The 24,284-nt window shown below is 57.1% G+C and carries 23 protein-coding genes; 18 read left to right on the top strand and 5 right to left on the bottom strand.

Annotated elements, in window-relative coordinates:
- The first annotated feature begins 99 nt into the window (after positions 1-99).
- The 3 genes from Q0775_RS12260 to Q0775_RS12270 are packed head-to-tail and all read left to right on the top strand — an operon-like array spanning position 100 to position 3,641.
- Positions 100-912, top strand: a complete 813-nt coding sequence (locus Q0775_RS12260) for a TIGR00282 family metallophosphoesterase (RefSeq protein WP_298861072.1) — start codon at positions 100-102, stop codon at positions 910-912.
- Positions 909-1,847: a DMT family transporter gene (locus Q0775_RS12265; protein WP_298861080.1), complete on the top strand. Its 939-nt coding sequence runs from the start codon at positions 909-911 to the stop codon at positions 1,845-1,847. Before Q0775_RS12260 ends, Q0775_RS12265 begins: the two co-directional genes overlap by 4 nt.
- Positions 1,848-1,868: 21 nt before the next feature.
- Positions 1,869-3,641: an SLC13 family permease gene (locus Q0775_RS12270; protein ID WP_298861083.1), complete on the top strand. Its 1,773-nt coding sequence runs from the start codon at positions 1,869-1,871 to the stop codon at positions 3,639-3,641.
- A gap of 82 nt (positions 3,642-3,723) precedes the next feature.
- Here Q0775_RS12270 and Q0775_RS12275 read toward each other — a convergent pair whose 3' ends face one another.
- Entirely contained in the window at positions 3,724-5,496 is a 1,773-nt protein-coding gene (locus tag Q0775_RS12275) for an SLC13 family permease (protein ID WP_298861085.1), read from the bottom strand.
- Between the two features lie 165 nt (positions 5,497-5,661).
- Here Q0775_RS12275 and Q0775_RS12280 point away from each other — a divergent pair, with 165 nt between their 5' ends.
- A complete protein-coding gene (locus Q0775_RS12280) occupies positions 5,662-6,405 on the top strand; it encodes a YebC/PmpR family DNA-binding transcriptional regulator (RefSeq protein ID WP_298861088.1) in 744 nt (247 codons plus the stop codon).
- A 122-nt stretch (positions 6,406-6,527) separates the two neighbouring features.
- Here the strand turns inward: Q0775_RS12280 and Q0775_RS12285 are convergent, their stop codons facing one another.
- Positions 6,528-6,776 (bottom strand): hypothetical protein, encoded by a 249-nt coding sequence (locus Q0775_RS12285; protein WP_298861091.1) that lies wholly within the window; start codon positions 6,774-6,776, stop codon positions 6,528-6,530.
- Positions 6,777-7,066: 290 nt separating this feature from the next.
- Here Q0775_RS12285 and Q0775_RS12290 point away from each other — a divergent pair, with 290 nt between their 5' ends.
- The 7 genes from Q0775_RS12290 to Q0775_RS12320 all read left to right on the top strand — a co-directional run bounded on the left by Q0775_RS12290 (position 7,067) and on the right by Q0775_RS12320 (position 14,997).
- Positions 7,067-7,663, top strand: coding sequence for a LysE/ArgO family amino acid transporter (locus Q0775_RS12290; RefSeq protein WP_298861093.1), 597 nt, complete (start codon positions 7,067-7,069; stop codon positions 7,661-7,663).
- 39 nt (positions 7,664-7,702) lie between these two features.
- Positions 7,703-8,605: a DMT family transporter gene (locus tag Q0775_RS12295; RefSeq protein ID WP_298861096.1), complete on the top strand. Its 903-nt coding sequence runs from the start codon at positions 7,703-7,705 to the stop codon at positions 8,603-8,605.
- 70 nt (positions 8,606-8,675) lie between these two features.
- Positions 8,676-9,251 carry a transcriptional regulator BetI gene (betI, locus tag Q0775_RS12300; RefSeq protein WP_298861099.1) on the top strand — a complete coding sequence of 192 codons (576 nt, stop codon included), beginning with the start codon at positions 8,676-8,678 and terminating at the stop codon, positions 9,249-9,251.
- Entirely contained in the window at positions 9,248-10,756 is a 1,509-nt protein-coding gene (gene betC / locus Q0775_RS12305) for a choline-sulfatase (protein WP_298861102.1), read from the top strand. The genes betI and betC overlap by 4 nt, the downstream gene beginning before the upstream one ends.
- Before the next feature lie 48 nt (positions 10,757-10,804).
- On the top strand, positions 10,805-12,256 hold the full coding sequence (gene betB / locus Q0775_RS12310) for a betaine-aldehyde dehydrogenase (RefSeq protein ID WP_298861105.1): 1,452 nt from the start codon (positions 10,805-10,807) through the stop codon (positions 12,254-12,256).
- A 263-nt stretch (positions 12,257-12,519) separates the two neighbouring features.
- Positions 12,520-14,178 (top strand): choline dehydrogenase, encoded by a 1,659-nt coding sequence (gene betA, locus Q0775_RS12315; RefSeq protein ID WP_298861798.1) that lies wholly within the window; start codon positions 12,520-12,522, stop codon positions 14,176-14,178.
- A gap of 105 nt (positions 14,179-14,283) precedes the next feature.
- Positions 14,284-14,997, top strand: a complete 714-nt coding sequence (locus Q0775_RS12320; RefSeq protein ID WP_298861107.1) for a thermonuclease family protein — start codon at positions 14,284-14,286, stop codon at positions 14,995-14,997.
- Here the strand turns inward: Q0775_RS12320 and Q0775_RS12325 are convergent.
- The gene (locus Q0775_RS12325) at positions 14,994-16,388 is read right to left on the bottom strand and encodes a short-chain fatty acyl-CoA regulator family protein (protein WP_298861110.1); all 1,395 of its coding nucleotides are present in this window, start codon (positions 16,386-16,388) and stop codon (positions 14,994-14,996) included. The genes Q0775_RS12320 and Q0775_RS12325 overlap by 4 nt on opposite strands.
- A gap of 70 nt (positions 16,389-16,458) precedes the next feature.
- A complete protein-coding gene (locus Q0775_RS12330; protein ID WP_298861113.1) occupies positions 16,459-17,691 on the bottom strand; it encodes a multidrug effflux MFS transporter in 1,233 nt (410 codons plus the stop codon).
- Positions 17,692-17,894: 203 nt separating this feature from the next.
- On the opposite strand from Q0775_RS12330, the gene Q0775_RS12335 reads away from it, so the two are divergent.
- From Q0775_RS12335 to Q0775_RS12365, 7 genes are all read left to right on the top strand, one after another.
- The gene (locus Q0775_RS12335; RefSeq protein ID WP_298861116.1) at positions 17,895-19,427 is read left to right on the top strand and encodes an acyl-CoA carboxylase subunit beta; all 1,533 of its coding nucleotides are present in this window, start codon (positions 17,895-17,897) and stop codon (positions 19,425-19,427) included.
- A gap of 3 nt (positions 19,428-19,430) precedes the next feature.
- Entirely contained in the window at positions 19,431-19,826 is a 396-nt protein-coding gene (locus Q0775_RS12340; protein ID WP_298861119.1) for a cupin domain-containing protein, read from the top strand.
- Between the two features lie 8 nt (positions 19,827-19,834).
- A complete protein-coding gene (locus tag Q0775_RS12345) occupies positions 19,835-20,200 on the top strand; it encodes a DUF6497 family protein (protein ID WP_298861122.1) in 366 nt (121 codons plus the stop codon).
- Between the two features lie 214 nt (positions 20,201-20,414).
- Positions 20,415-20,561: a hypothetical protein gene (locus Q0775_RS12350; protein WP_298861124.1), complete on the top strand. Its 147-nt coding sequence runs from the start codon at positions 20,415-20,417 to the stop codon at positions 20,559-20,561.
- A gap of 69 nt (positions 20,562-20,630) precedes the next feature.
- Positions 20,631-20,993: a hypothetical protein gene (locus Q0775_RS12355; RefSeq protein ID WP_298861126.1), complete on the top strand. Its 363-nt coding sequence runs from the start codon at positions 20,631-20,633 to the stop codon at positions 20,991-20,993.
- 292 nt (positions 20,994-21,285) lie between these two features.
- Entirely contained in the window at positions 21,286-21,492 is a 207-nt protein-coding gene (locus Q0775_RS12360) for a hypothetical protein (RefSeq protein ID WP_298861129.1), read from the top strand.
- Positions 21,493-21,608: 116 nt separating this feature from the next.
- A complete protein-coding gene (locus tag Q0775_RS12365; protein WP_298861132.1) occupies positions 21,609-23,654 on the top strand; it encodes an acetyl/propionyl/methylcrotonyl-CoA carboxylase subunit alpha in 2,046 nt (681 codons plus the stop codon).
- Positions 23,655-23,745: 91 nt separating this feature from the next.
- Here the strand turns inward: Q0775_RS12365 and Q0775_RS12370 are convergent, their stop codons facing one another.
- Entirely contained in the window at positions 23,746-24,198 is a 453-nt protein-coding gene (locus Q0775_RS12370) for a DUF4174 domain-containing protein (RefSeq protein WP_298861134.1), read from the bottom strand.
- Between the last annotated feature and the right edge of the window lie 86 nt (positions 24,199-24,284).

The raw sequence follows: 24,284 nt of genomic DNA on the forward strand, positions 1-24,284 counted from the left end.
CTACATGACTTTGTGATATGCTGCGCGAATACATACCTCTTGTGCGTTCGCTCACCTATCCTCTTGCACGCGGCGGGACACCCGCGTAGCGATGCCTCCATGAAAATACTCTTTCTTGGTGATGTGATGGGCCGCGCCGGGCGCCGCGCCATTACCGAAAATCTGGCCCGCTTGCGGACTGAATGGAAACTCGATTTCATCGTTGTGAACGGTGAGAACGCGACCTCTGGGATGGGCCTGTCTGGCAGCCATGCCAAGGATCTGCTGGAGGCGGGGGCGGATTGTCTGACGCTGGGGGACCACGCCTTTGATCAAAAGGACATGCTGGCCTTTATCGAGCAGGAGCCGCGCATTATCCGCCCGCTAAATTTCTCCAAAAATGCACCGGGCAAGGGCGCGCGCCTGTTCAAGACGCGCACGGGCAAGCAGGTTCTGGTGACCCAAGCGCTTGGGCAGGTGTTTATGAAACGCCCCTACGACGATCCGTTCTCGGCGTTGGATACGGTGCTCAAGACGCATCCGCTGGGCGGTTTGGCCAATGCGATCATTGTGGATATCCACTGTGAGGCGACGTCCGAAAAGATGGCGACGGGGCATTGGTGTGACGGGCGCGCGTCATTGGTCGTCGGCACCCATACCCATGTGCCAACCTCCGATGCGATGATTTTGAAGGGTGGCACTGCCTACCTGTCTGATGCTGGTATGTGCGGCGACTATAATTCCGTGATCGGGATGGAAAAGACTGAGCCGCTGCGCCGTTTCATCACTGGCATGCCCAAAGAGCGGTTTTCCCCGGCCAATGGCGAGGCGACCCTTTCTGGTGTTTATGTCGAGACGGATGACAAGACGGGCAAGGCCACGCGGATCGTGCCAGTGCGCCAAGGCGGACAGTTGCAACAGAGCGCCCCTTGAGCCAAAGCACGTTTTATCGCCGCGAACTCCTTTTGTTCAGCGGCTTTCTCGTGCTGATGGGCGCAGGCTGGGGGGCGACACAGCCCCTGACCAAAATTGCTGTCAGCACGGGATATGGCCCCTTCGGGCTGCTTGTTTGGCAGCAGGTGCTGGGTGCTGTATTGATGGGCGCTGTTTGCGCCATCCGCCGCACAGGTCTGCCCTGTCATGCGGCTGCTTTGCGGGCTTATCTGGTCATTGCGCTCATCGGGGCAGTCTTGCCTAATTCGCTGAGCTATCAGGCGGCTGTGCATCTGCCCGCGGGCATCATGTCGCTTTTGCTGAGTATCATTCCCATGTTTGCCTTTTGCATCGCGCTGCTTTTGGGAACAGACAGCTTCGCATGGCGGCGCCTTGGGGGGCTGTGCTTTGGTCTGATTGGCGTACTGATCATTATCGTTCCTTCTGTTGATCTGGGCGAAGCGGTGCCTGTTGGATGGGCAGCGATCTATCTGGTAGTTGCAATGTTTTATGCGTTTGAGGGCAATTACGTGGCGCGTTGGGGTGTGGCTGGGCTCGATCCTTTCCAGCTGATGCTCGGGGCATCGCTGGTAGGGTTGGTCACCGTAGCACCCTTAATGCTGGCCACAGGGCAGACGGTTGTACCGCAATGGCCATTGCCGACGGCGCAGGCGGCTCTTGTGGCGGCATCGGTTGTGCATGTGCTGGTCTACGCAAGCTATGTCTGGCTTGTTGGTCGGGCAGGGGCGGTGTTTGCAGTACAAGTTAGCTATATGGTGACAGGCTTTGGCCTGTTCTGGGCGTGGCTGGTGCTGGGAGAAGCATTCTCGAATGTGATCTGGCTGGCACTGGCAATGATGTTTGCAGGTATGTACCTGGTACAACCGCGTCCCAAAGCACTGCTTGATACAGGCCTGCCAATCGGCGACAAGTAAGACTTCAATAAGGGCGATCCCATGTATCTCTTTGAACTCTCACAATTCTCACAGGCTGTTATGTCCCTCACGGTTGTGGGGGTCATGTTTATCCTGTTCTTGCGCGAATCTCTGCCCACAGAGGTGGTTGCGATTGGGGGGGCTGCTGCTCTGCTGGCATTAGGGCTGTTGCCCTATGACGATGCGCAGATGGTGTTGTCAAATTCGGCACCGTGGACGATTGCTGCAATGTTTATCGTAATGGGGGCGCTGGTACGCACAGGTGCGCTTGAGGTGCTGACCCGCATGGCAGAGCGTTATGCTCGCACCAACCCCAAACTAGCCGTAATCGGAGTAATTCTGTCGGTTATGGGGGCTTCTGCGATTATGAACAACACGCCAGTAGTTGTTGTGATGATCCCTGTGGTGGTGCAGTTGAGCAAAACACTTGGCACAAAGGCGTCCAAGTTGTTGATTCCTCTCAGCTATGCGGCAATCATGGGCGGATCTCTTACCCTGATCGGGACTTCGACCAACCTGTTGGTGGACGGTGTGGCGCGTGCGCAAGGGATGGAGCCGTTTGGTATTTTCGAAATCCTGCCCGTGGGTTTGGTGGTCTGTACTTGGGGGCTCATCTATATGGCGACCATCGGAAAGCGGCTGCTGCCGGAGCGCGATAGCATGGCGGGTATGCTAGGCGACCGCTCAAAAATGAAGTTCTTTTCCGAGGCTGTGATCCCCACCGACAGCAACTTGATCGGGCGCGAAGTGTTGGACGTAAAGCTGTTCAAGCGTGAAGGCGTACGCCTGATCGACGTGGTGCGCGGGGATGCGTCCCTGCGGCGCAATCTCAAGGATGTTATTCTGCAAACGGGTGACCGCGTCGTGTTGCGCACGCAGATGGCAGAGTTATTGAGCCTGCAAGCTACGCCTGAGTTAAAACGCGTTGACCAAGTTTCGGCAGTAGAGACCACAACCGTCGAAGTTCTCATTACACCGGGCTGTAAGATGATTGGCCGCTCGCTTGGCGCTTTACGCTTGCGCCGCCGCTACGGTGTTTACCCGCTAGCTGTGCACCGCCGGAACCAGAATATCGGGCGACAGCTGGACGATCTGGTGGTGCGGGTTGGGGATACGCTGCTGCTTGAAGGGAACGCGGAAGATATCCACCGCCTGTCGGTGGATATGGATATGGTGGATGTCAGCACCCCGTCCGAGCGCGCCTACCGTCGTGGTCATGCGCCCATTGCCATTGGTGCGCTGGCCGCGATTGTTGTCCTCGCAGCCTTTAACGTGGCGCCCATTCTGATGCTGGCTGTTATTGCCGTGGCTGTGGTGTTGGTGTCAGGCTGCATCGATGCGGATGAAGCGTTTTCCTTCATTGACGGGCGCTTGCTTGCGCTGATTTTCTCCATGCTCTGCGTGGGGGCAGCGCTCCAGCATACAGGGGCCGTGCAGATGATTGTCGATGCGGTCTCGCCGTTTTTGGGGACCATGTCCCCTGCGATTGTGATCTTTTGTGTCTTCCTGATGACCACCATCTTTACCGAGATTGTCTCGAATAATGCTGTGGCAGTGATTATGACGCCAATTGCTATTTCATTGGCGGATGCACTTGGCATGGATGCTCGTGCGCTTGTCGTAGCCGTGATGATTGCGGCGTCTTGTGCATTTGCGACGCCCATCGGGTATCAGACCAACACCTTGGTTTACGGGCCAGGGGGGTATAAGTTCACTGACTTCATGCGTGTTGGAATTCCGCTGAATCTGTCGATGTCTGTAATAGCGAGTGCCGTGATACCGATCTTCTTTTAAGGTTTGAGGACTGCGCTGGTCGCGCTGCCTCATGACCTTTGCAGGTTTATGGCAAACTGAATGCAGGGTCGACTGCGCAGTCCTAGAGCGGCCAGAACACAAGGATGGCGGGAATGGAAACGGCCACAATAATGATCTCAAGTGGTAGTCCGATGCGCCAGTAGTCGCCAAAGCCGTAGCCGCCGGGACCGAGGATCAGCGTGTTGTTCTTGTGCCCGATAGGGGTCAGGAAGGCCGAGGAGGCGGCGATGGCTACGGCCATGAGGAACGGGTCGGGGTTCACTTCGAGCGTCTGAGCCATCTGGATGCCGACAGGAGCAGCTACGATCGTCGTAGCGGTGTTGTTGAGCACATCCGACAGGGTCATGGTGACAACCATCAGGACAGTGAGCACGGCCCAAGCAGGCATGCCTTCAGTGAGGTTCACGAGCGAGCCTGCGATAAGTTCGGTCCCGCCCGATTTTTGTAAGGCAGCACCAAGTGGAATCATAGAACCGAGCAAGACAACCACGGGCCACTCGATATGGGTATAAAGTTCCGACAGCGGCACAATTTTCACAAGCACATAGGCGACAACAACGATGCCTAAAGCGATGGGCAGATAGATCAGCCCAAGCGAGGCCGCGACGACAGCACCCGCGAAAAGACCGATGGCGAGCCACACTTTGCTGTTTTCCGTAACCGCAAGGCCGCGGTTAGCGAGAGGCAAGACGCCCAGCCATTGAACAACATCATCGCCAGTATCGCGCGGGACGAGCAATAGCAGGATGTCCCCTATCTCGAGTTCGGTTTTACGCAGCTGTGCAGTAATCTTTTGACCACGCCGTGAAATGCCAAGCAGGACAGTGCGCTGGCGCCATGCAAGGCCAACAGATTGGGCAGTGCGACCTGCAAGGCGGCATTCGGCGGTCACAACAACCTCTATGATCTCAACGCCCTCGCCATCTGCATGCAGGCGTTCGGCGCGTTCGGCCTCGGCCACTGCGAGGTCAAGTGTGGAGCGGAATTCATCCAGCGCGTCCGGAGCCGCCTCTAATACGATGGCATCGCCTGCATGCAGTTCAGCACTTTGTGCGCGGCCATAGCGGCGCTTGCCGTCCCGCATCAGGCCAATGATAATGACGTCCGCCTTTTCGGCCGTTTCTTCCAACTCCGAGAGGCGCTTGCCGATCTGTTTGCTGCCCTCGGGCACAACCAATTCGGCGATATAGGCATCAAGGTCGTCTGCGCTGAGACTGGTATCGTCGCGTGCGGGGATGAGCCGCCAGCCGATGAGGGCGACAAAAATCAAACCCGCAATTGCGGCTACGCCGCCCACAGGAGCAAAGTCGAACATTTTGAACGGTGCGCCAAGGCTTTCTTCGCGGATCGCTGCGATGATAATGTTGGGGGGCGTACCGATAAGGGTGACCATACCGCCAAGGATTGTGGCAAAGCTAAGTGGCATCAGCGACAGGCCCGCCGAGCGTCCCGCTTTGCGTGCTGTCTGGATGTCGACGGGCATCAGGAGTGCGAGGGCCGCAACGTTGTTCATAAAGGCCGACAGGATGCCGCCAACAGCGCCCATGAGTGTGATATGCGCTCCAAGCGAACGGGAGCTGTCGATAAGCGTGCGGGTGATCAGCAGCACTGCACCTGAGCGGACAAGCCCCGCGGAGACAACAAGCACAAGGGCCACAACAAGAGTTGCGGGGTGGCCAAAGCCGTCAAAGGCGTCCTTGCTGTCGACAACCCCCAGCACAACACCTGCCATCAGGGCAGAAAAAGCTACGATATCATAGCGGAAGCGCCCCCAGAGCAAGAGGCCAAAAACAGCGCCAAAAAGCGCGAAGAGGATAATCTGATCATTTGTCATTCGGCCACCATGTTGCACAGCCGCGTTTAGGACAAGGGGTGAAAAGCCATGAGCGTTACATAGGTTTGCCACCTGCTGGCCCCTCTGCCGATGTGAGCCTTGCCCCCGATGCATCTGCTGCCTTATAAGCGCGCCTGATACAATTACCTCAAACGGAGACACTCCATGGCAGGCCATTCCAAATGGGCAAATATCCAGCACCGCAAGGGGCGTCAGGATAAGCTGCGCTCGAAAATGTTCTCGAAGTTTTCAAAAGAGATCACAGTTGCGGCCAAAATGGGCGACCCCGATGTGGACAAGAACCCGCGTCTGCGCCTTGCGGTGAAGGAAGCAAAGCAGGCTTCGATGCCGAAAGACAACATCGACCGCGCGATCAAAAAGGCGACTGGGGGCGATGCGGAGGATTACGAAGAAATCCGTTATGAGGGTTATGGCACCAACGGTGTTGCCGTCATCGTCGAAACGATGACCGACAATCGTAACCGCACCGCTTCTGTCGTACGCTCTACCTTTACCAAATATGGCGGTAATCTGGGTGAAACAGGCAGCGTCGGCTTCATGTTCGACCGTAAAGGCGAGATCATGTATCCTGCTTCTGTGGGCGATGCCGACACCGTCATGATGGCCGCGATTGAAGCGGGGGCCGAGGATGTCGACAGTTCCGAGGACGGGCATGTGATCTATTGCGCGGATACCGACCTAAACGAAGTGTCCACCGCTCTTGAAGCGGAGCTGGGCGAGAGCGACAGCACCAAGCTGATCTGGCGCCCGACCGTGACAACCGAGCTGGACCTTGAGGGCATGCAAAAGCTGATGAAGCTGATCGATGCGCTGGAAGATGACGACGATGTGCAGCGTGTTACAGCAAACTTCGAGGCTTCCGACGAGGTGATGGAAGCGCTGGAATAACGCGCACCTTCTGAAACGCAAAAAGGCCTCTGCATTCGTTTGCAGCGGCCTTTTTCGTATCTATTGTATGAAGTGTCGATTGCTGCCTTGCAAAACGGGCCGCCGTCCGAACCTCTAGGGTATCAGGTGGCCTGACGCATGGAGCGCATAAGCCCCCATAATCCGCTGTTCTCAGCGCGGCGGGGGCTTGCGTCTTCGCGGTGCGATGCGATCGTGGCCAAAACGCGTTTTACTTCGTTCAGACGGGCAAGTGCGCCATGCCCGCCAGCGCTGGCTTGCATACACAGTATCTTTGATTGGGTCTCAAGCGCGTTTGCTATGAGGTCCAGCTCGGTCTGGCTAATTTCTAGCTTCTTGGTTGTCTCGGTCATCTGCTTTTCCTTCATCTCTAACGGTGCAGATAGGCACTCTTATCTATATACGCCAGAGGCGGCTGTTCAGTTTCACGTGAGGTGACGATATATTCCAGTTTTTACTGTTGCGTCGAATAACGCATTGAAAGGTAATAAAAAGATAATACGCTTTCACTTTGTCAAATTTACGCCAAAGCGCGATCACAAACAAAACGCATTGTTGTGAGGGGCTGTAACGTCTGGACAATACAGACCAGCAGACCTAGGCCAATGGCCTGTTCGTGATCCAGCCACAAGGCCAATTCCAAATGTCCTCCTTTATTCCCGGTTTTCTGCTCAGCCTCTCGCTGATCCTTGCGATTGGGGCACAGAACGCGTTTGTTTTGCGGCAAGGCTTGCGGCGCGAGCATGTGTTCTGGGTCTGTTTGACCTGTGCGATTACCGACGCGCTGTTAATTGGGGCGGGTGTTGCGGGCTTTGGCGCATTGGCGGCGGCTGTTCCGTGGTTCGAGACGGCGATGCGCTATGGCGGGGCGGCATTCCTGATCGCGTACGGGACGCGTGCCGCGTTGAGTGCGTGGCGTGGCGGAGAAGTGCTCGAAGCTGCGGGGGCGCCTGCACAATCGCTCAAGCGGACAATCCTGACGCTGTTGGCGATCACTTTTCTCAACCCCCATGTCTATCTTGATACATTGGTTTTGGTGGGCTCGGTCTCGGCGCAATATCCTGATCGCACGGCCTTTGCGTTGGGTGCGATCTTGGCGAGTGTGATCTTCTTTTTTATCCTCGGTTACGGCGCACGCCTTTTGCAGCCGGTATTCGCCAAGCCGGTGAGTTGGCGTATCCTTGATGCGTTGATTGCTGTCACGATGTGGTCGATTGGTGTCGCGCTGCTGACCCAGTAAGCCCTTGCGCGTAATCCATAACTACGGTCAACTTGGCCAATGGTAACACGCACTCCCCATCAGCCGCTTGTGGGCATCTTCTGGATGTTTGTGACAGGCATCTGTTTCATCATGGTCACAGCACTGGTCAAAACGATGGGGCCGCGCCTGCCTCCGGGGGAGGCGGCGTTTCTGCGCTATGCTATGGGACTTGTGTTTTTGCTGCCCTCGCTGGGCGCGTTGCGGGCTGCACATCTGACGAAACGGCAATGGACGTTATTTTCCATGCGCGGCTTTTTTCACGCGGGCGGTGTGATCTTGTGGTTCTATGCCATGGTGCGCATTCCCATCGCCGAAGTCACTGCTATGGGCTATCTCGCGCCGATCTATGTGACTATCGGCGCTGCGGTGTTTCTGGGAGAGCGACTGGCGGCGCGACGCATTGTGGCGGTGCTGCTGGGTCTGGCGGGGGCCGCAGTCATCCTGCGCCCCGGATTTCGTGAGGTCAGTGACGGCCATCTCGCCATGCTCATGGCGGCTGTTGTCTTTGCAGGCAGCTACCTTTTGGCGAAAATCATGGCGGATGAAGTTAAGCCGGGCGTGGTTGTCGGGCTGCTCTCTGTTTTTGTGACCATCGGCCTTGCGCCCTTTGCATTTGCAGATTGGGTGACGCCCAACGCGCGCGAACTTGCCTTTCTCGCAGGTGTGGCCGTATTTGCGACGGCTGGGCACTATACCATGACCCTTGCCTTTGCCGCTGCACCTATGACGGTGACGCAACCTGTCACATTTCTACAGCTGATCTGGGCAACGCTTCTTGGTGCGCTTTGGTTTGGGGAGGCTGTCGATATCTGGGTTGTTCTGGGTGGCATCGTGATCCTCAGCTCCGTTACGTTTATTACGTGGCGCGAGGCGATGCTGAAGCGCCAAGTGACACCAGATGCGCCTGCGACCAAGGGTTGATTTTTTATTGATTGACGGGTCAATATAAAAAGATCAGGTTGCTTTTTATGTTTAGAGAAGGCCGAATCTGATGCCCAAAGTCGGGATGGAACCGCTGCGCCGCGCCTCACTGGTGCAGGCGACAATCGCCGAGATTGGCCGTGCGCAGTCGCTTGACGTGACGGTGGGCCAGATCGCCAAGACGGCAGGCATGTCTACGGCACTTGCACACCACTATTTCGGTGGAAAGAACCAGATCCTTCTGGCTGCAATGCGCCATATCCTTGGTGAGTATGGCGCCGTTGTGCGCCACAGCCTCAGGCGGACCATAACACCGCTGGCCCGCGCCGAAGCGATCATCACAGCCAGTTTTGACGAGACATGCTTTGCGCCCGAAACAGTCGCCGCATGGATGACCCTCTATGCCGCCGCCCCGACCCAGCCGCAAATGAAGCAGCTTTTGGCGGTTTATCAGTCACGCCTGCGCTCGAACCTCACCCATGCGCTGCGCCCGCTCAGTGCCACACCGCAAGCGCATGCCGAAACGCTGGCCGCTCTTATTGACGGTCTGTATCTGCGTGCGGCCCTGTCCGAGGACGGGTCCAGCAGGGACGCCCAGCAGACCGCCCTGAACGCATTGGAAATGATTGTGAAAGCCGCAAAATGACCCAGCCCAATATCCTGATTATTATGGTGGATCAACTCAACGGCACGCTTTTTCCCGATGGTCCTGCCGACTGGTTGCACGCACCGAACCTCAAGAAGCTGGCTGCTCGTTCGACGCGTTTCAAGAACGCCTACACAGCCTCGCCGCTCTGCGCACCGGGGCGGGCGGCATTTATGTCGGGTCAGTTACCAAGTGCGACAGGCGTCTATGATAACGCGGCAGAGTTTGCGTCTTCCATCCCTACCTACGCACATCACTTGCGCCGTGCAGGATACCAGACCTGCCTTGCAGGCAAAATGCATTTTGTGGGGCCGGACCAGCTCCACGGCTTTGAAGAGCGTCTGACCACAGACATCTATCCCGCCGATTTCGGCTGGACCCCCGATTACCGCAAACCCGGCGAGCGGATCGACTGGTGGTATCATAATATGGGCAGCGTCACAGGCGCAGGTGTGGCCGAGACTAGTAACCAGATGGAATACGACGATGCCGTAGCTTACGAGGCAACGCGCAAGATCTATGAGTTGTCGCGTGGATTGGATTCGCGGCCATGGTGCCTGACAGCCAGCTTCACACACCCGCATGACCCTTACGTGGCGCGCAAGAAATACTGGGATTTGTACGCGGATTGCGAACACCTGCTGCCCGAGATCCCTGCAATGGCTTACGACGATCACGACAGCCATTCGCAGCGGATTTTCGACGCCAACAATTGGCGTGAGTTCGACATCACCGAAGAAGATATCAAACGCTCCCGCCGCGCCTATTTTGCCAACATCAGCTATCTCGACGATAAAGTGGGTGAGATATTGCAAACGCTGGAGGACACGCGCCAAGAGGCGATCATCGTATTCGTCTCTGACCATGGTGATATGCTGGGGGAACGGGGGCTGTGGTTCAAAATGAGCTTCTTCGAGGGCTCGGCGCGCGTGCCGATGATGATTGCCGCGCCGCAGATGGAGGCGGGGCTACAGACTACACCTGTGAGCAATATCGACGTCTGCCCGACGCTTTGTGATCTGGCAGGGGTGAGCATGGAGGACGTCGCGGAATGGACAACAGGCCAGAGCCTTGTGCCGATGGGGCAGGGGGTGGAGCGAACCGAGCCTGTGGCGATGGAATACGCGGCGGAAGGCTCTTACGCGCCGCTTGTGTCCCTGCGCTATGGCAAGTGGAAGTATAACCGCTGTGCATTGGATGCCGACCAACTGTTTGATCTCGACGCCGATCCGCATGAGTTGAGCAACCTTGCCGAAGTGCCTGCCCACGCAGGTACGCTCGCCCAACTCAAAGCCAAATCCGAAGCCCGCTGGAACCTCGACGCCTACGATGCAGACGTGCGCAAATCCCAAGCACGCCGCTGGGTAGTGTACGAGGCGCTACGCTCTGGTGGTTACTATCCGTGGGATTACCAACCGCTGCGCGACGCTTCCGAGGCTTATATGCGCAACCACATGGACCTCAACGTGCTGGAAGAAAACAAACGCTTTCCGCGTGGGGAATAGAAATACCAGACGCGGCACATGCCGACATCCGATGAAAAGAGAGATATGATGCAGATCCAACCAACCGCCAGCCATTTTATCAATGGCGCCTATGTTGAAGATACCGCAGGGGCGCCGATTGACGTGATCTATCCCGCCACAGGCGAAGTGATCGCGACAGTACATGCCGCAACACCTGCGATTATCGAGCAGGCTTTGACTGCTGCCAAAAAGGCCCAAGCCGCGTGGGCCGCGATGAGCGGGACCGAGCGGGGACGCATCCTGCGCCGTGCTGCCGATATCATGCGCGAGCGGAACCACGACCTGTCCGTGCTGGAGACCTATGATACCGGCAAGCCCTATCAGGAGACTTCTGTGGCGGATGCGACCTCTGGTGCGGATGCGCTGGAATATTTCGGCGGTATGGCCGCGACGCTCACAGGGGAGCATATCCAGCTTGGCGAAGACTGGGTCTATACCCGCCGCGAGGCGCTGGGCGTTTGTGTGGGCATTGGCGCGTGGAATTACCCCACGCAGATCGCCTGCTGGAAAGGTGCCCCTGCGCTGGCATGCGGCAATTCGGTTGTGTTCAAGCCCTCCGAGACGACACCGCTGAGTGCGCTCAAAGTGGCCGAGATTTTGCACGAGGCGGGCCTGCCTGCGGGTCTGTATAATGTGGTGCAGGGTCTGGGGGATGTCGGGGCTGCGTTGGTTACGGACCCCCGCGTGGACAAAGTCTCGCTCACAGGCTCTGTGCCTACGGGCCGCAAAGTCTATGCAGCGGCGGCGGCGGGCATGAAGCATGTCACCATGGAGCTGGGCGGCAAATCCCCGATGATCGTTTTCGAGGATGCCGATATCGAGAACGCTGTTTCGGGCGCGATTATGGCGAACTTCTATAGCTCCGGTCAGGTCTGCTCAAACGGGACGCGGGTGTTTGTGCATACCTCGATCAAGGAGGCCTTCCTCAAACGGTTGGCCGAGCGTTTGGACAACGCGGTGATCGGCGACCCGATGGACCCCGCCACCAGCTTTGGCCCCATGGTGTCCAAGCGCCAGATGGACATCGCGCTCGACTATATCGCCAAAGGCGAGGCGGAAGGTGCGCGCGTGGTATACGGGGGCAAGGCGATCGAGAGGGCAGGGTTTTATATGCAGCCTTGTGTCTTTGCCGATGTGACCGACGATATGGTCATCGCACGCGAGGAGATTTTTGGCCCTGTAATGGCAGTGCTGGATTTTGTAGAAGAGGCCGATGTGCTGGCTCGGGCGAATGATACCGAGTTTGGATTAGCGGCTGGTGTTTTTACCCGTGATCTGAGCCGCGCTCACCGTGTTGTGGCCGCGCTGGAGGCGGGGACTTGTTTCATCAACAGCTATAACGATGCGCCGGTGGAAGCACCCTTTGGCGGCATGAAGGCCTCTGGTGTGGGCCGTGAAAACTCGAAAGCAGCCATTGAGCACTATAGCCAAGTGAAGTCGGTTTACGTGCGCATGGGGGATATGGAAGCGCCATTTTGAGAAGGCGCGTGATCCAGCGGAGCGCTGACGCGCATTTCATATTTTGAAGCGTGCGGCCGGTGTGTCTACGAAACAATAACGCTGGGAGAGGCTGAGAGGTTTTTCCCGTTTTGCTGAGAGGTGCCTGAGGGATCATTCTGATCCTAAAGTCACCTCGCCAAGTTTGGGGCGATTCCCCGACGCCTCAAGGACAAGCCCGGCAAGAGCCGGGGGCCTCTGGCCTCCTTGACCCGTCGTGGAATCACGTGAAGTGAGAGAGAATGATGGAAGCCGATTTTGTGATTGTGGGCGCGGGAAGCGCCGGTTGTGCCATTGCCTACCGCTTGGGTGAGGCAGGGGCATCGGTGCTGGTGATCGAGCATGGCGGTACGGATGCGGGGCCGTTTATTCAGATGCCTGCCGCTCTTAGCTATCCCATGAACATGAAGCGCTATGATTGGGGTTATCTCTCCGAACCTGAACCGCATCTGGACGGGCGTGAATTGGTCTGCCCGCGGGGCAAGGTGATTGGCGGGTCGTCGTCTATCAACGGGATGGTCTATGTGCGCGGTCATGCGATGGACTATGACCATTGGCGCGATCAGGGCGCGGACGGCTGGGGCTACGCCGATGTGTTGCCTTATTTCCGGCGCATGGAGACGTGGCATGATGGTGGCCACGGTGGTGACAGCTATTGGCGTGGCAAGGATGGTCCGTTGCACGTGAGCCGTGGGCCGCGCGAGAACCCGCTATTTGCGGCCTTCGTCGAAGCGGGCAAGCAGGCGGGCTATGAAGCCACTGACGACTACAACGGGGAGAAGCAGGAAGGCTTTGGGCCGATGGAGCAGACGGTGCATAGCGGACGCCGTTGGTCTGCGGCCAATGCCTATCTGCGTCCTGCGCTCAAGCGTGACACTGTTGAGATCACGCGCGCTTTTGTGCGGCGGGTGGTGATCGAAAAAGGCCGCGCTGTGGGTGTGGAGGTTGAACGCAGCGGCAAGATCGAAGTGATCCGCGCACGGCGCGAAGTGCTGCTGGCGGCGTCCTCCATCAATTCGCCCAAGATTTTGATGCTGTCGGGGATTGGTCCTGCGGCGCACCTTAGGGAGCATGGTATTGATGTTGTCGCGGATAGGCTCGGAGTGGGCGGCAATCTTCAGGATCATCTGGAAGTTTATATGCAGATGGCGGCGAGCCAGCCGATCACGCTTTATAAACACTGGAACCTGATCTCGAAGGCCGTGATCGGGGCGCAGTGGCTGTTCACAAAGAAGGGCATGGGCGCGTCAAACCAGTTCGAGAGTGCGGCCTTTATCCGCAGCCGTGCGGGCATCCCCTATCCTGATATCCAGTATCACTTCCTGCCCATAGCGGTGCGCTATGATGGGCAGGCGGCGGCAGAGGGGCACGGGTTTCAGGCGCATGTGGGGCCGATGCGTTCCAAATCGCGGGGGCGCGTCTCGCTCCGCTCGAGCGATCCTGCGGACAATCCTAAGATTCTGTTTAACTATATGTCCCATCCAGAGGATTGGGAGGAGTGGCGCCGTTGTATCCGCCTGACGCGCGAGATTTTTGCGCAGGACGCGTTCAAGCCCTTTGTGAAACATGAAATCCAGCCTGGCGCGGAGGTGCAGTCCGATGACGAGATTGATGCCTTTGTACGCGAGCATGCCGAGAGCGCCTATCACCCCTGTGGCACCTGCAAAATGGGCAGCGAAGATGATGTGGACTCTGTGGTGGACAGCCATGGGCGCGTGTTTGGTGTCGAGGGGCTGCGCGTGGTCGACAGCTCGATCTTTCCGCGTATTACCAATGGCAATCTCAACGGCCCCTCGATCATGGTGGGGGAGAAGATGGCGGATCATGTGCTGGGCAAAGAACCCTTGGCGGCGTCAAATGACCAACCATGGATACATCCGGACTGGCAGACCGCGCAGCGGTAAAGGTTAACGACTAGTCATAAATCCAGAGCGGCGTTAACTTTTTGTTAACCTTTGGGCCTTTCGCCGCTATCTTAAGGGAATGTTTATTTTCCATAAGTGGCCGTGATGGCTGTTTTGTTCAAATCCCCCCTGCGCCGCTGGCGCTTTCCCGTGCTCTTGGCGCTGGGCGTTGTCGCGCTTGGCCTGTTTGGTGGGATCACGCAGGCGAACGAGCGGGAGGGCCAGATTGTCGGGACCATTCGCGTGATCGATGGCGATAGTTTTGAAGTGGCGGGCGTCAGCATCCGTTTACACGGCATTGATGCGCCCGAGAGTGACCAGATCTGCCAGACCGAGCAGGGTGCTGATTGGGCCTGTGGCGGCTGGATTACGCGCGCTGTCACTGATCGCTACACTGGTGAAGTGGCACGCTGCGATGCTGTGGAGTTGGACCGCTACGGGCGGACGGTGGCACGATGTGCGGCCTTGGGCGAGGATGTAGGCGCGTGGCTGGTGCGAGAAGGGTTCGCTTTTGCCTATGTAAAATACAGCAAAGACTATGTGGAGATCGAGCGTCAGGCATCAGCCATTGATCGCGGATTGCACGCTGTGCGTTTGCAGACACCGTCACAGCACCGCAAGACCCGCGCTAAAGGGCGGATCCCGCCCGATGACGCCTGCAAGATTAAGGGTAACATCAACACCAAGGGCGTAAAGATTTACCATTCGCCCGGCCAGCAGTTTTACGAAAATGCTGGAATTGACGAGACCAAGGGCGAGCGGTGGTTCTGTTCCACCGCCGCGGCCCAAGCGGCAGGATGGCGTGCAGCCAAGCGTTAATCGACACTATAGGGCAGCACATCGCGGCGATCAGGATCAACGACGAGGTTGCGCTCAAGTGGAGGCACAGACCGTTGGTGACAGTTTTTGCGCGTGCAAATCCGACATGAGATGCCAATCGGCTCAAACGCAGAGTCGCGTGTGAGGTCGAGCCCGTCGGCATAGACCAGCTGCGAGGCATGGCGCACCTCACAGCCCAAAGCCAATGCAAACCGCCGCGTGGGCGCGCCGAACCGCCCCGCTGATTTGGTGATGTCACGGGCAATCGAGATATAGCGGACGCCATCGGGTGTCTCGGCCAGTTGGCGCAGGAACTGACCTGGTGTTTCGAAGGCGCGATGCACATTCCACAAGGGGCAAGCCCCGCCAAATCGGGCAAATTGCAGGCGCGTGGCGGAGTGGCGCTTGGTAATTGTGCCAGCCTGATCAACGCGGACAAAGAAAAACGGCACACCTTTCGCACCCGGTCGTTGCAGGGTGGCAAGGCGGTGTGTGATCTGCTCGATCGAGGCGCCGAAATGTTGGGCGAGTACTTCGAGGTCGTGGCGACACGCCTGCGCACGCGCTTGAAACGCACGATAGGGCAGCAGGGCCGCCCCTGCAAAATAGTTTGCCAGCCCAATTTTGGCGATGTCGCGGGCGGCGGGGGAATGGAAACGTGCCAGATCAAGGGTGGCTTCTAATAACGCGTTCTGCTGGGTCAGGGCCACTTGCAAAAGCAGCTGGAAAGTCTGGGTTTCGGGCTGGGCGCGAGACGAGATATGGACCGCACCTGCCGCGCGGTCGAGCATGCGCAGGGCGTCCATATCGCTGAAGACCACTGTCAAACCCGCAAGTGCCAAGGTCTCAATAGCGGCGGCACGAATGTCTGGGCCTGCACGGGTGGCAAAATGCTCGGCGGCGCGATCCACGGCGTCGATGTAGTTATCGCAATAGTGGAAGAAGTCGCGCACTTCTTCCCATGGGCTCGGCGTAGGGCGTGCATCTTCGCGGCCCAATGCCTCATCCAGTGAGGCGAGGCGTTCGTGGGCCTGACGGTACCCTTGGTGTAGCGCGATAAACGCCCGTGCAAGGCTGGGAGCATTTGAGGCCGCGAGGCGCACATCGGCCAGTGCTGGCATGTCCCCCGCAAACAGTGGATCGGACAACACTTCTTGCATGTCGCTGGTCAGGCGCTCTGTGTCGCCCGAACTCAGCTCCGTCACATCCATTCCGAACTCGGAGGCCAGCGCCAGCACCACAGTTGTGGAGACAGGGCGGTTGTTGTTCTCCATCTGGTTCAGATAGGGCAGAGAGACGCCAAGGCGGGCGGCAAAATCCTTTTGCGTATGCCCGATCTTGAGCCGCTGCTCGCGCAGCTTTGCCCCTGCATAGAGTTTCTGGGTGGCCATGTCGTTGCGCCCTTTGCAAATTCGACTTGGTTTGTGTCTAACTTTGCAAACTCACTGGCGCAAGGTGGCCCTAGGCCTTTAGGCGCAGGGATCTCTCGCGGCGCATGACCAGCACGATAGAGACAAGTCCCAAAAGTGCTGTGATCAGCATCATCCACAAAAGCGGGAATGCGCCCGTCTCTGGCGTGAGCAGAATACCGACCCAAGCGCTCAGACCGGCACCGCCGCCAATCATAATCGCACCGCCAAGGCCCGATGCCGTCCCCGCCAGATGCGGCCGCACGGACAGCATGCCCGCCGTGGCATTGGGGATCACCAGACCGTTGCCAAGACCCACCAGCATCATCAGCCCGAAAAAGCTGATCGGCGTACCAAAACCCAACTCGAATATCATCAAGGAGATCGTGCTGCCCATGGCATTGGCGATGCAGCCCCACATGACCATTCTATCCACACCAAAGCGCACGGCGTAGCGTCCGGTGATGAAGTTACCCGTGAAATATCCGACCGCAGGGGCGCCAAAAAAAAAGCCGAGGGTCGCAGGCGACATGCCAAACACAACCTGCCCCACAAAGGGCGCGCCGCCCAGATAGGCAAAGAATGCGCCAGAGCTGAAACTCGCCGCCAACGCATAGCCCCAGAACCGCGGGCTGCGCAAAAGCTCGGGGTATTCGCGGAACTGCGCGGTGAGGGATTTATCCGAAGGCAGGGCCGTTTCGCCCATATCCGCCCACGCGAGCAGAAGTGTCGCCCCGCCCAACACAAACAAGGCCCAGAACACAGCCTGCCAGCCGAACCATTCATCAAGGACACCGCCAATCGCAGGGCTTATCATCGGCACCACGGCCATGCCCATTGTGACATAGCCGATCATCGAAGCGGCCTGATCCTGCGCATACATATCGCGCACGGCAGCACGGCTCAGCACCATGGAGGTCGCAATCGCGGCCTGCGCCATGCGGAATGTAAGAAACATTTCGATGCTGGTTGCAAAAATGCAGCCCAAAGTGGCCAACATGAAAATGCCAAGCCCCCACAGAACAACGGGACGGCGGCCATATTTATCAGAGATTGGCCCGACAAAGATCTGCAGGATCGCTGAAAATCCAAGGTAAATCGCCACAGACAACTGCATGACTGCGTAGTCCGTCTCGAAATGTGCCGCCATTGCGGGCAAACTGGGCAAAAACATATTCATAACGCAGGCAGACATGCCAGCGAGTAATATAAGGGTCAAAATATGAGGCGGGGACGTCCGAGAGCCGAGTTTTACTGGCTGGAGGTCTTCTCTGATCTGTTGCATTGTTAAATAAGTAGGGCGCTCCTTGTGCATTGTCGAGAAAGAGTTGTTTCACTCATCGGACCAGCATAGCGCTAATTGAATTAGCTATTTTGCAATTTGCAGTCATACCTTTGGAAATTGTTTGCAAATTTGCTAAAATGACCTTTGTCTCCCCGCGTCCCTCCTCTATGTTGACGCATGAAATTCGGTAAGGGGACCTGTCCATGAAAGATATCCTGCAACAGCTTGACGATCGCCGCGCAGATGCGCGCCTTGGTGGTGGTCAGAAACGCATCGACGCACAGCACGGGCGAGGCAAACTCACCGCGCGGGAGCGTGTGCATCTGTTGCTGGACGAGGGCTCGTTTGAAGAGTTTGACATGTTCGTCACTCACCGCTGCACTGACTTTGGTATGGAAGAGCAAAAGCCTGCAGGCGATGGCGTTGTCACAGGCTGGGGCACGATCAATGGCCGCCTCGTATACGTCTTTTCTCAGGATTTTACGGTTCTGGGCGGTTCGGTCTCTGCCACGCACGCCAAGAAGATTTGCAAGATCATGGACATGGCGATCCAGAACGGCGCACCAATCATCGGTATCAACGACTCAGGCGGTGCGCGTATTCAGGAAGGTGTCGACAGCCTTGCAGGATATGGCGATATCTTCCAGCGCAACATTGAGGCTTCGGGCGTTGTCCCGCAGATCAGTGTGATCATGGGACCCTGTGCGGGCGGTGCTGTCTACTCCCCCGCCATGACCGATTTTATCTTTATGGTCAAAGACAGCTCATATATGTTTGTAACAGGTCCTGATGTGGTCAAGACCGTGACGAACGAGCAGGTGACTGCCGAGGAACTGGGCGGTGCATCCACGCATACCAAAAAGTCCTCCGTCGCCGATGCCGCCTTTGAGAACGACGTTGAAGCGCTGGCCGAGGTCCGCCGCTTGGTCGACTTCCTGCCGTCCAACAACCGCGAAAAGCCACCCGTGCGCCCCTTCTTTGATGACCCTGATCGCATCGAGCCATCGCTTGATACGCTTGTGCCAGAGAATGCGAACACGCCCTACGATATGAAAGAGCTGATCCTCAAGCTGGCGGATGAGGGTGATTTCTACGAAATTCAGGAAGAATTCGCCAAGAACATCATCACAGGCTTTATCCGCATTGAGGGCCGTTCCGTTGGTGTGGTTGCGAACCAGCCGATGGTGCTTGCGGGTGTGCTTGATATCGAATCCGCGCGCAAAGCGGCGCGTTTCGTGCGCTTCTGCGATGCGTTCGAAATTCCGATCCTTTCGCTTGTCGATGTGCCGGGCTTCTTGCCGGGTGTGTCTCAGGAATACGGTGGCGTGATCAAACACGGCGCTAAGCTGCTCTACGCCTACGGCGAAGCAACTGTGCCCATGGTCACACTGATCACGCGCAAAGCTTATGGCGGTGCTTATGTGGTTATGGCCTCCAAGCATCTGAAGTCCGACTTCAACTACGCATGGCCCACCTCCGAGATCGCTGTAATGGGCGCAAAGGGCGCGACCGAGATTATCCACCGCGCCGATCTGAATGATCCCGAAAAGATCGCCGAGCACGCAGCCAACTATGAAGACCGCTTCGCCAACCCCTTCGTCGCCGCCGAACGCGGATTCATCGACGAAGTAATCCAGCCGCGCAGCACGCGTAAGCGGATTGCCCGCGCATTTGCCTCCCTGCGGAACAAGAAAACCAACGTGCCGTGGAAAAAGCACGACAACATTCCGCTGTAAGGGATGAGCGTCTGGTCCACAAAAGGCTTCACCATCGGCCATGCCGACAACGGCGTGTTTGAAGGGGCAGGCTTGCGTCCGTTCTTTGAGTACCGCCAGCTTGGCGTGACAGAAGCAACGGACGGCAAGTTTGGTGCGCATGTGATCCGCGCTGTGCCCGGGATGGAAAGTCCTGGGACGTGGCATACACATGATCTCGAGTTCCAGATGGTCTATGTTACCAAAGGCTGGGTTGTGTTCGAATATGAGGGTGAGGGCGAGCATACCCTGCGTGCAGGGTCATGCGTTCTGCAACCTTCTGGCATCCGCCACCGCGAAGTGCGCCACTCCGATGACATGGAACTGATCGAGATCGTTTCTCCAGCAGTCTTTGAGACACATCCGGCGGAAGCCTCATGAGAGCGCTTATGGGATTGGTCCTCTTTGCGACACCGCTCGCCGCAACTCCTGTCCCTTCGGGCCAAGAGGCTATGCTACACGAGGTATTGGTGGACGCGCAGGAGAGCACAACTTACCTACGCTTTCGCTACCTCACGCCACAAATTGCAGTGGGAGCAGGGCAAATCAACTTCGAAGTTGCAGGCCTAGACATGCTGCATCTGTGCCAGACTTTTGCGCTTTCCTACATCAACCAATACGGGCTTGAAGGCGATAAAATCGTGATCTCCTTCATGGACCGCATCACCGAATTCGGCGTGCCCGACCCCGATGCGACGCAGTATTTTGAATCGTTTCGCCCTGAAAACGGCGTCTGCATGTGGGATGAATTCTGATGCATACACAACATCTTGCGGATCGACCCTCATGCAAGGGCGGTTTTGCGGCTTTGGAGTCACATAAGTTGTCCACAGATTTATCCACATATCCACATCACCCTCACTTGGGTATGATAGCCATGGGTAGCGCATGTGCGCAGCCCAAATCTATTGCGGGAAAAATGGCAGGTTTCACAACCGAACCCCGTATAACAAGTGACAGGAGATACAGATGTCGAAGAACATCAAACTTTTCGCAATGCTCGGCCTTATGGTCGCCGTTGCTGCCTGTGCGCGCGAGCAGCAGGTCGAAGAATTTGTCGTGGTTGATCCAGAACCGATCAGCCAAGAGCCTGTGTATACAGGCAAGTACAAGTAAATCAAAGACGGGATGGGCGTCCGCGCCCGTCCTGACCCCAAGCAAACCCTCAACCGCGGAGGGCGCAGCATGGCACTAGCCTATATGCTCAAACATCGCGGATTTCCCGGACGGCTTCCGGGTACGGACTTCCAATTCACATTGCGTCGTGCCAATCCCAAGGGCGCAACCGAGCTGAGCGCACGTGAGCGCCGTCCCGATCGCCGTGCGCCAGACCGCCGCGCAGACGAGTTCTTTTTCAAGGCACTATGGGACACTTTCGGCGAGGAGCCTTTCGAGCGTGGCAATCTTGATGCGGGCCGTCTGTCGTGGTTCTTTGGCCGCGAAGTGATCCCCGCTACTGATCCGTTTGACCCTGCCGACTACGAGGCCATGCTCAAAATCGATCTGCGCATCGCACGCCAGACATTTCCGCAAGTTGTGGGTGAATAATCGGCATGTTGTTGCGCACCACCCTTCAATTTGAGCAAGGCTTGGCCGAAAAAGCTGCGGTTCTGACAGGGCGCTATGCAGGCGTATCTATGCGGGCCAAGGTCACAGTGAAGACGCACCACAGTTTCGGCTCTGAGTGTTTCTCGACCACGAACCAAAACCCTTCCTTTGACGGGCAGCAGGCAAGTCCCTCCGCCGCGCTGCCCGTCCTTTTTGGGCCGAGGGTGGGCCGTGAAAACGCTGGTCGATCTGGCGCGCGCTTTGCAAACAGAACCTATAAAAGGTCGCGGGCATGGGCACATTTAGGATCATCACTGCACTCGGGCTTGCAGGAGCGCTCAGCGCTTGCGGTGACACGGTCACCGAACAAACCATTGGCGGCGCGGCCATCGGTGCAGGGGCGGCCGTCCTTGTCAGTGGCAGCGTCCTGCAAGGGGCAGCCATTGGCGCCGGGGCGAATTTGCTCGCCTGCCAAACTGAATTGGTCCGCTGTAAATAATTCGACATCGGGGCCATCCGCCCCGTACTCATCTACCTCACTTCCCACGCAGGCCCTTGGCCCGCGTGGTTTTTTGCGTTTCTCAAATCCGTTCTACCATCATAAGGGCCCTGAATATGTTCAATAAGATCCTGATCGCCAACCGTGGCGAGATTGCCTGCCGCGTTATCAAAACCGCGCGCAAAATGGGTATCCAGACTGTCGCGATCTATTCGGATGCGGACAAACAAGCGCTACACGTACAGATGGCAGATGAGGCAGTGCATATCGGACCACCGCCGGCGAACCAGTCCTACATCGTGATTGATAAAGTAATGGAGGCGATTAAATCCTCGGGCGCTCAGGCCGTGCATCCCGGCTATGGATTTCTCTCCGAGAACTCCAAATTCGCCGAGGCGCTGGCCGCTGAGGGCGTGGCATTTGTCGGACCCCCAGTAGGGGCGATTGAAAAGATGGGGGATAAAATTACCTCCAAGAAGATCGCCAAAGAAGCCGGCGTGAGCACGGTACCAGGCTATATGGGCATCATTGAAGATGCTGACGAGGCTGTGAAAATCTCCGGTGAGATTGGCTACCCAGTCATGCTCAAGGCGACCGCAGGCGGCGGTGGCAAGGGAATGCGCATCGCGTGGAACGACGAGGAAGCGCGTGAAGGCTTCCAGTCCTCCAAGAACGAAGCCGCCAATTCCTTTGGTGATGATCGTATCTTTATCGAGAAATTCGTAACCAACCCGCGCCACATCGAAATTCAGGTGCTTTGTGACGCGCATGGCAACGGTATTTACCTTAATGAGCGTGAATGCTCGATCCAGCGCCGCAACCAGAAAGTTGTTGAGGAAGCGCCGAGCCCCTTCCTCGACGCCGAGACGCGCAAAGCCATGGGCGAGCAGTCGGTCGCGCTGGCGCAGGCGGTTGGCTACACCTCGGCAGGTACTGTTGAATTCATCGTCGATGGCGACAAGAATTTCTACTTCCTTGAGATGAACACCCGTTTGCAGGTTGAACACCCGATCACCGAGATGATCACAGGCGTTGATCTGGTGGAACAGATGATCCGCGTTGCCAATGGCGAGGCGCTGACGATCACTCAAGATGACGTGCAGATCAACGGTTGGGCCATCGAGAACCGCCTTTACGCAGAGGACCCGTATCGTGGTTTCTTGCCATCCATCGGTCGCCTAACACGCTACCGCCCTCCTCAGGAAATCGCCGCTGGCCCGCTGCTGACGAATGACAAATGGCATGGCGATGCCCCTACGGGCGAGACAGCCGTGCGCAATGACACAGGCGTTTATGAAGGCGGCGAGATCAGCATGTATTATGATCCTATGATCGCCAAACTCTGCACATGGGCCCCCACCCGCGAGGAAGCGATCGAGCGGATGCGTGTGGCTCTCGACAGCTTTGAAGTGGAAGGCATCGGTCACAACCTGCCGTTCCTGAGTGCGGTCATGGATCATCCGATCTTTGTTGCGGGTACCATGACAACAGCCTTCATCGAAAATGAATACCCTGATGGATTTCAAGGCGTCACCTTGGCTGAGGGGGAGTTGAAACGCATCGCTGCCGCCACTGCCGCCATGCACCGCGTTGCCGAAATCCGCCGCGCCCGCGTGTCGGGCCGGATGGACAACCACGAGCGCAAAGTTGGCACCGAATGGAATGTTGCCGTGCAGGATCACAGCTTTGATGTGACGATCACGGCTGACAAAGAAGGGGCCACCGTAACCTTTGAAGGGGGCGAAACCCTGCGCGTATCGGGTGATTGGACACCTGGTGATCAACTCGCCACGATGACAGTGGCGGACAAGCCGCTGATCCTCAAAGTCGGCAAAATCTCGGGTGGGTTCCGCATCCGCACCCGTGGTGCTGATCTCAAAGTACACGTGCGCACCCCGCTTCAGGCGGAGATGGCCTGCAAGATGCCCGTTAAAGTTGCCCCCGACACATCCAAGCTATTGCTCTGCCCGATGCCGGGTCTGATCGTGAAACTGGATGTGGCTGTGGGCGATGAAGTGCAGGATGGTCAGGCACTCTGCACAATCGAGGCCATGAAAATGGAAAATATCCTGCGTGCCGAGCGCAAAGGTGTGGTGACCAAGATTAACGCTGGCGCCGGTGACAGCCTCGCGGTGGACGATATCATCATGGAATTCGAGTGAGCGGAAATTCACAGATAATATCTGCGGGCAGGGTTGCCCGCAGTGGTGCGCCTTTTCAGGAAGGTAAGGCAGTTCAATGCCGCGACGTGCGCTATTCGCTGGCGCGTTCCTTCGCGTTGCGAACTTCGAGTTTGCGGATGGGCATCTTGTCGATGCTTGCAGTAATTTCACGAACATCCTGTGGAAATGGCTTTCGCAATTTGATATCGCCGTCTTTTCCAACAAGTGTGAGCATGAACCCGCGCGGCCGCATCCTGCGCCGGATGGGGCTGAGTGTTTCTGCATCAGTATCAACGATCACAACGACATCGCGCTCGGTCAACGCCTCTGGCCGAGCGATGAGCAACTCCATCTGCTCGATGAAGGCTGGATCATTTTCGCTGTTGGCAAAAACGATGATCGGGCGATTTTTCCATACAAATTCACTCAAATCCGTGTCCGCAGCATTGAGGATAACCAGTGGGAAGTCAGGCTCGAACAGAGTTTGCGCCTGTGCCGAACAGCCAATTAACCCAATAATTACAGCACTTAACAACGATTTCATAACATCTCCCTTTGGACTGTATATAGTGGGTCTAACGTCGATTGCGAAGGCAGATAGCCTTATTTTTAGCATTAAGCCCACCGCAA

The organism is uncultured Sulfitobacter sp., assembly GCF_947499945.1.
GTDB lineage: Bacteria > Pseudomonadota > Alphaproteobacteria > Rhodobacterales > Rhodobacteraceae > Sulfitobacter.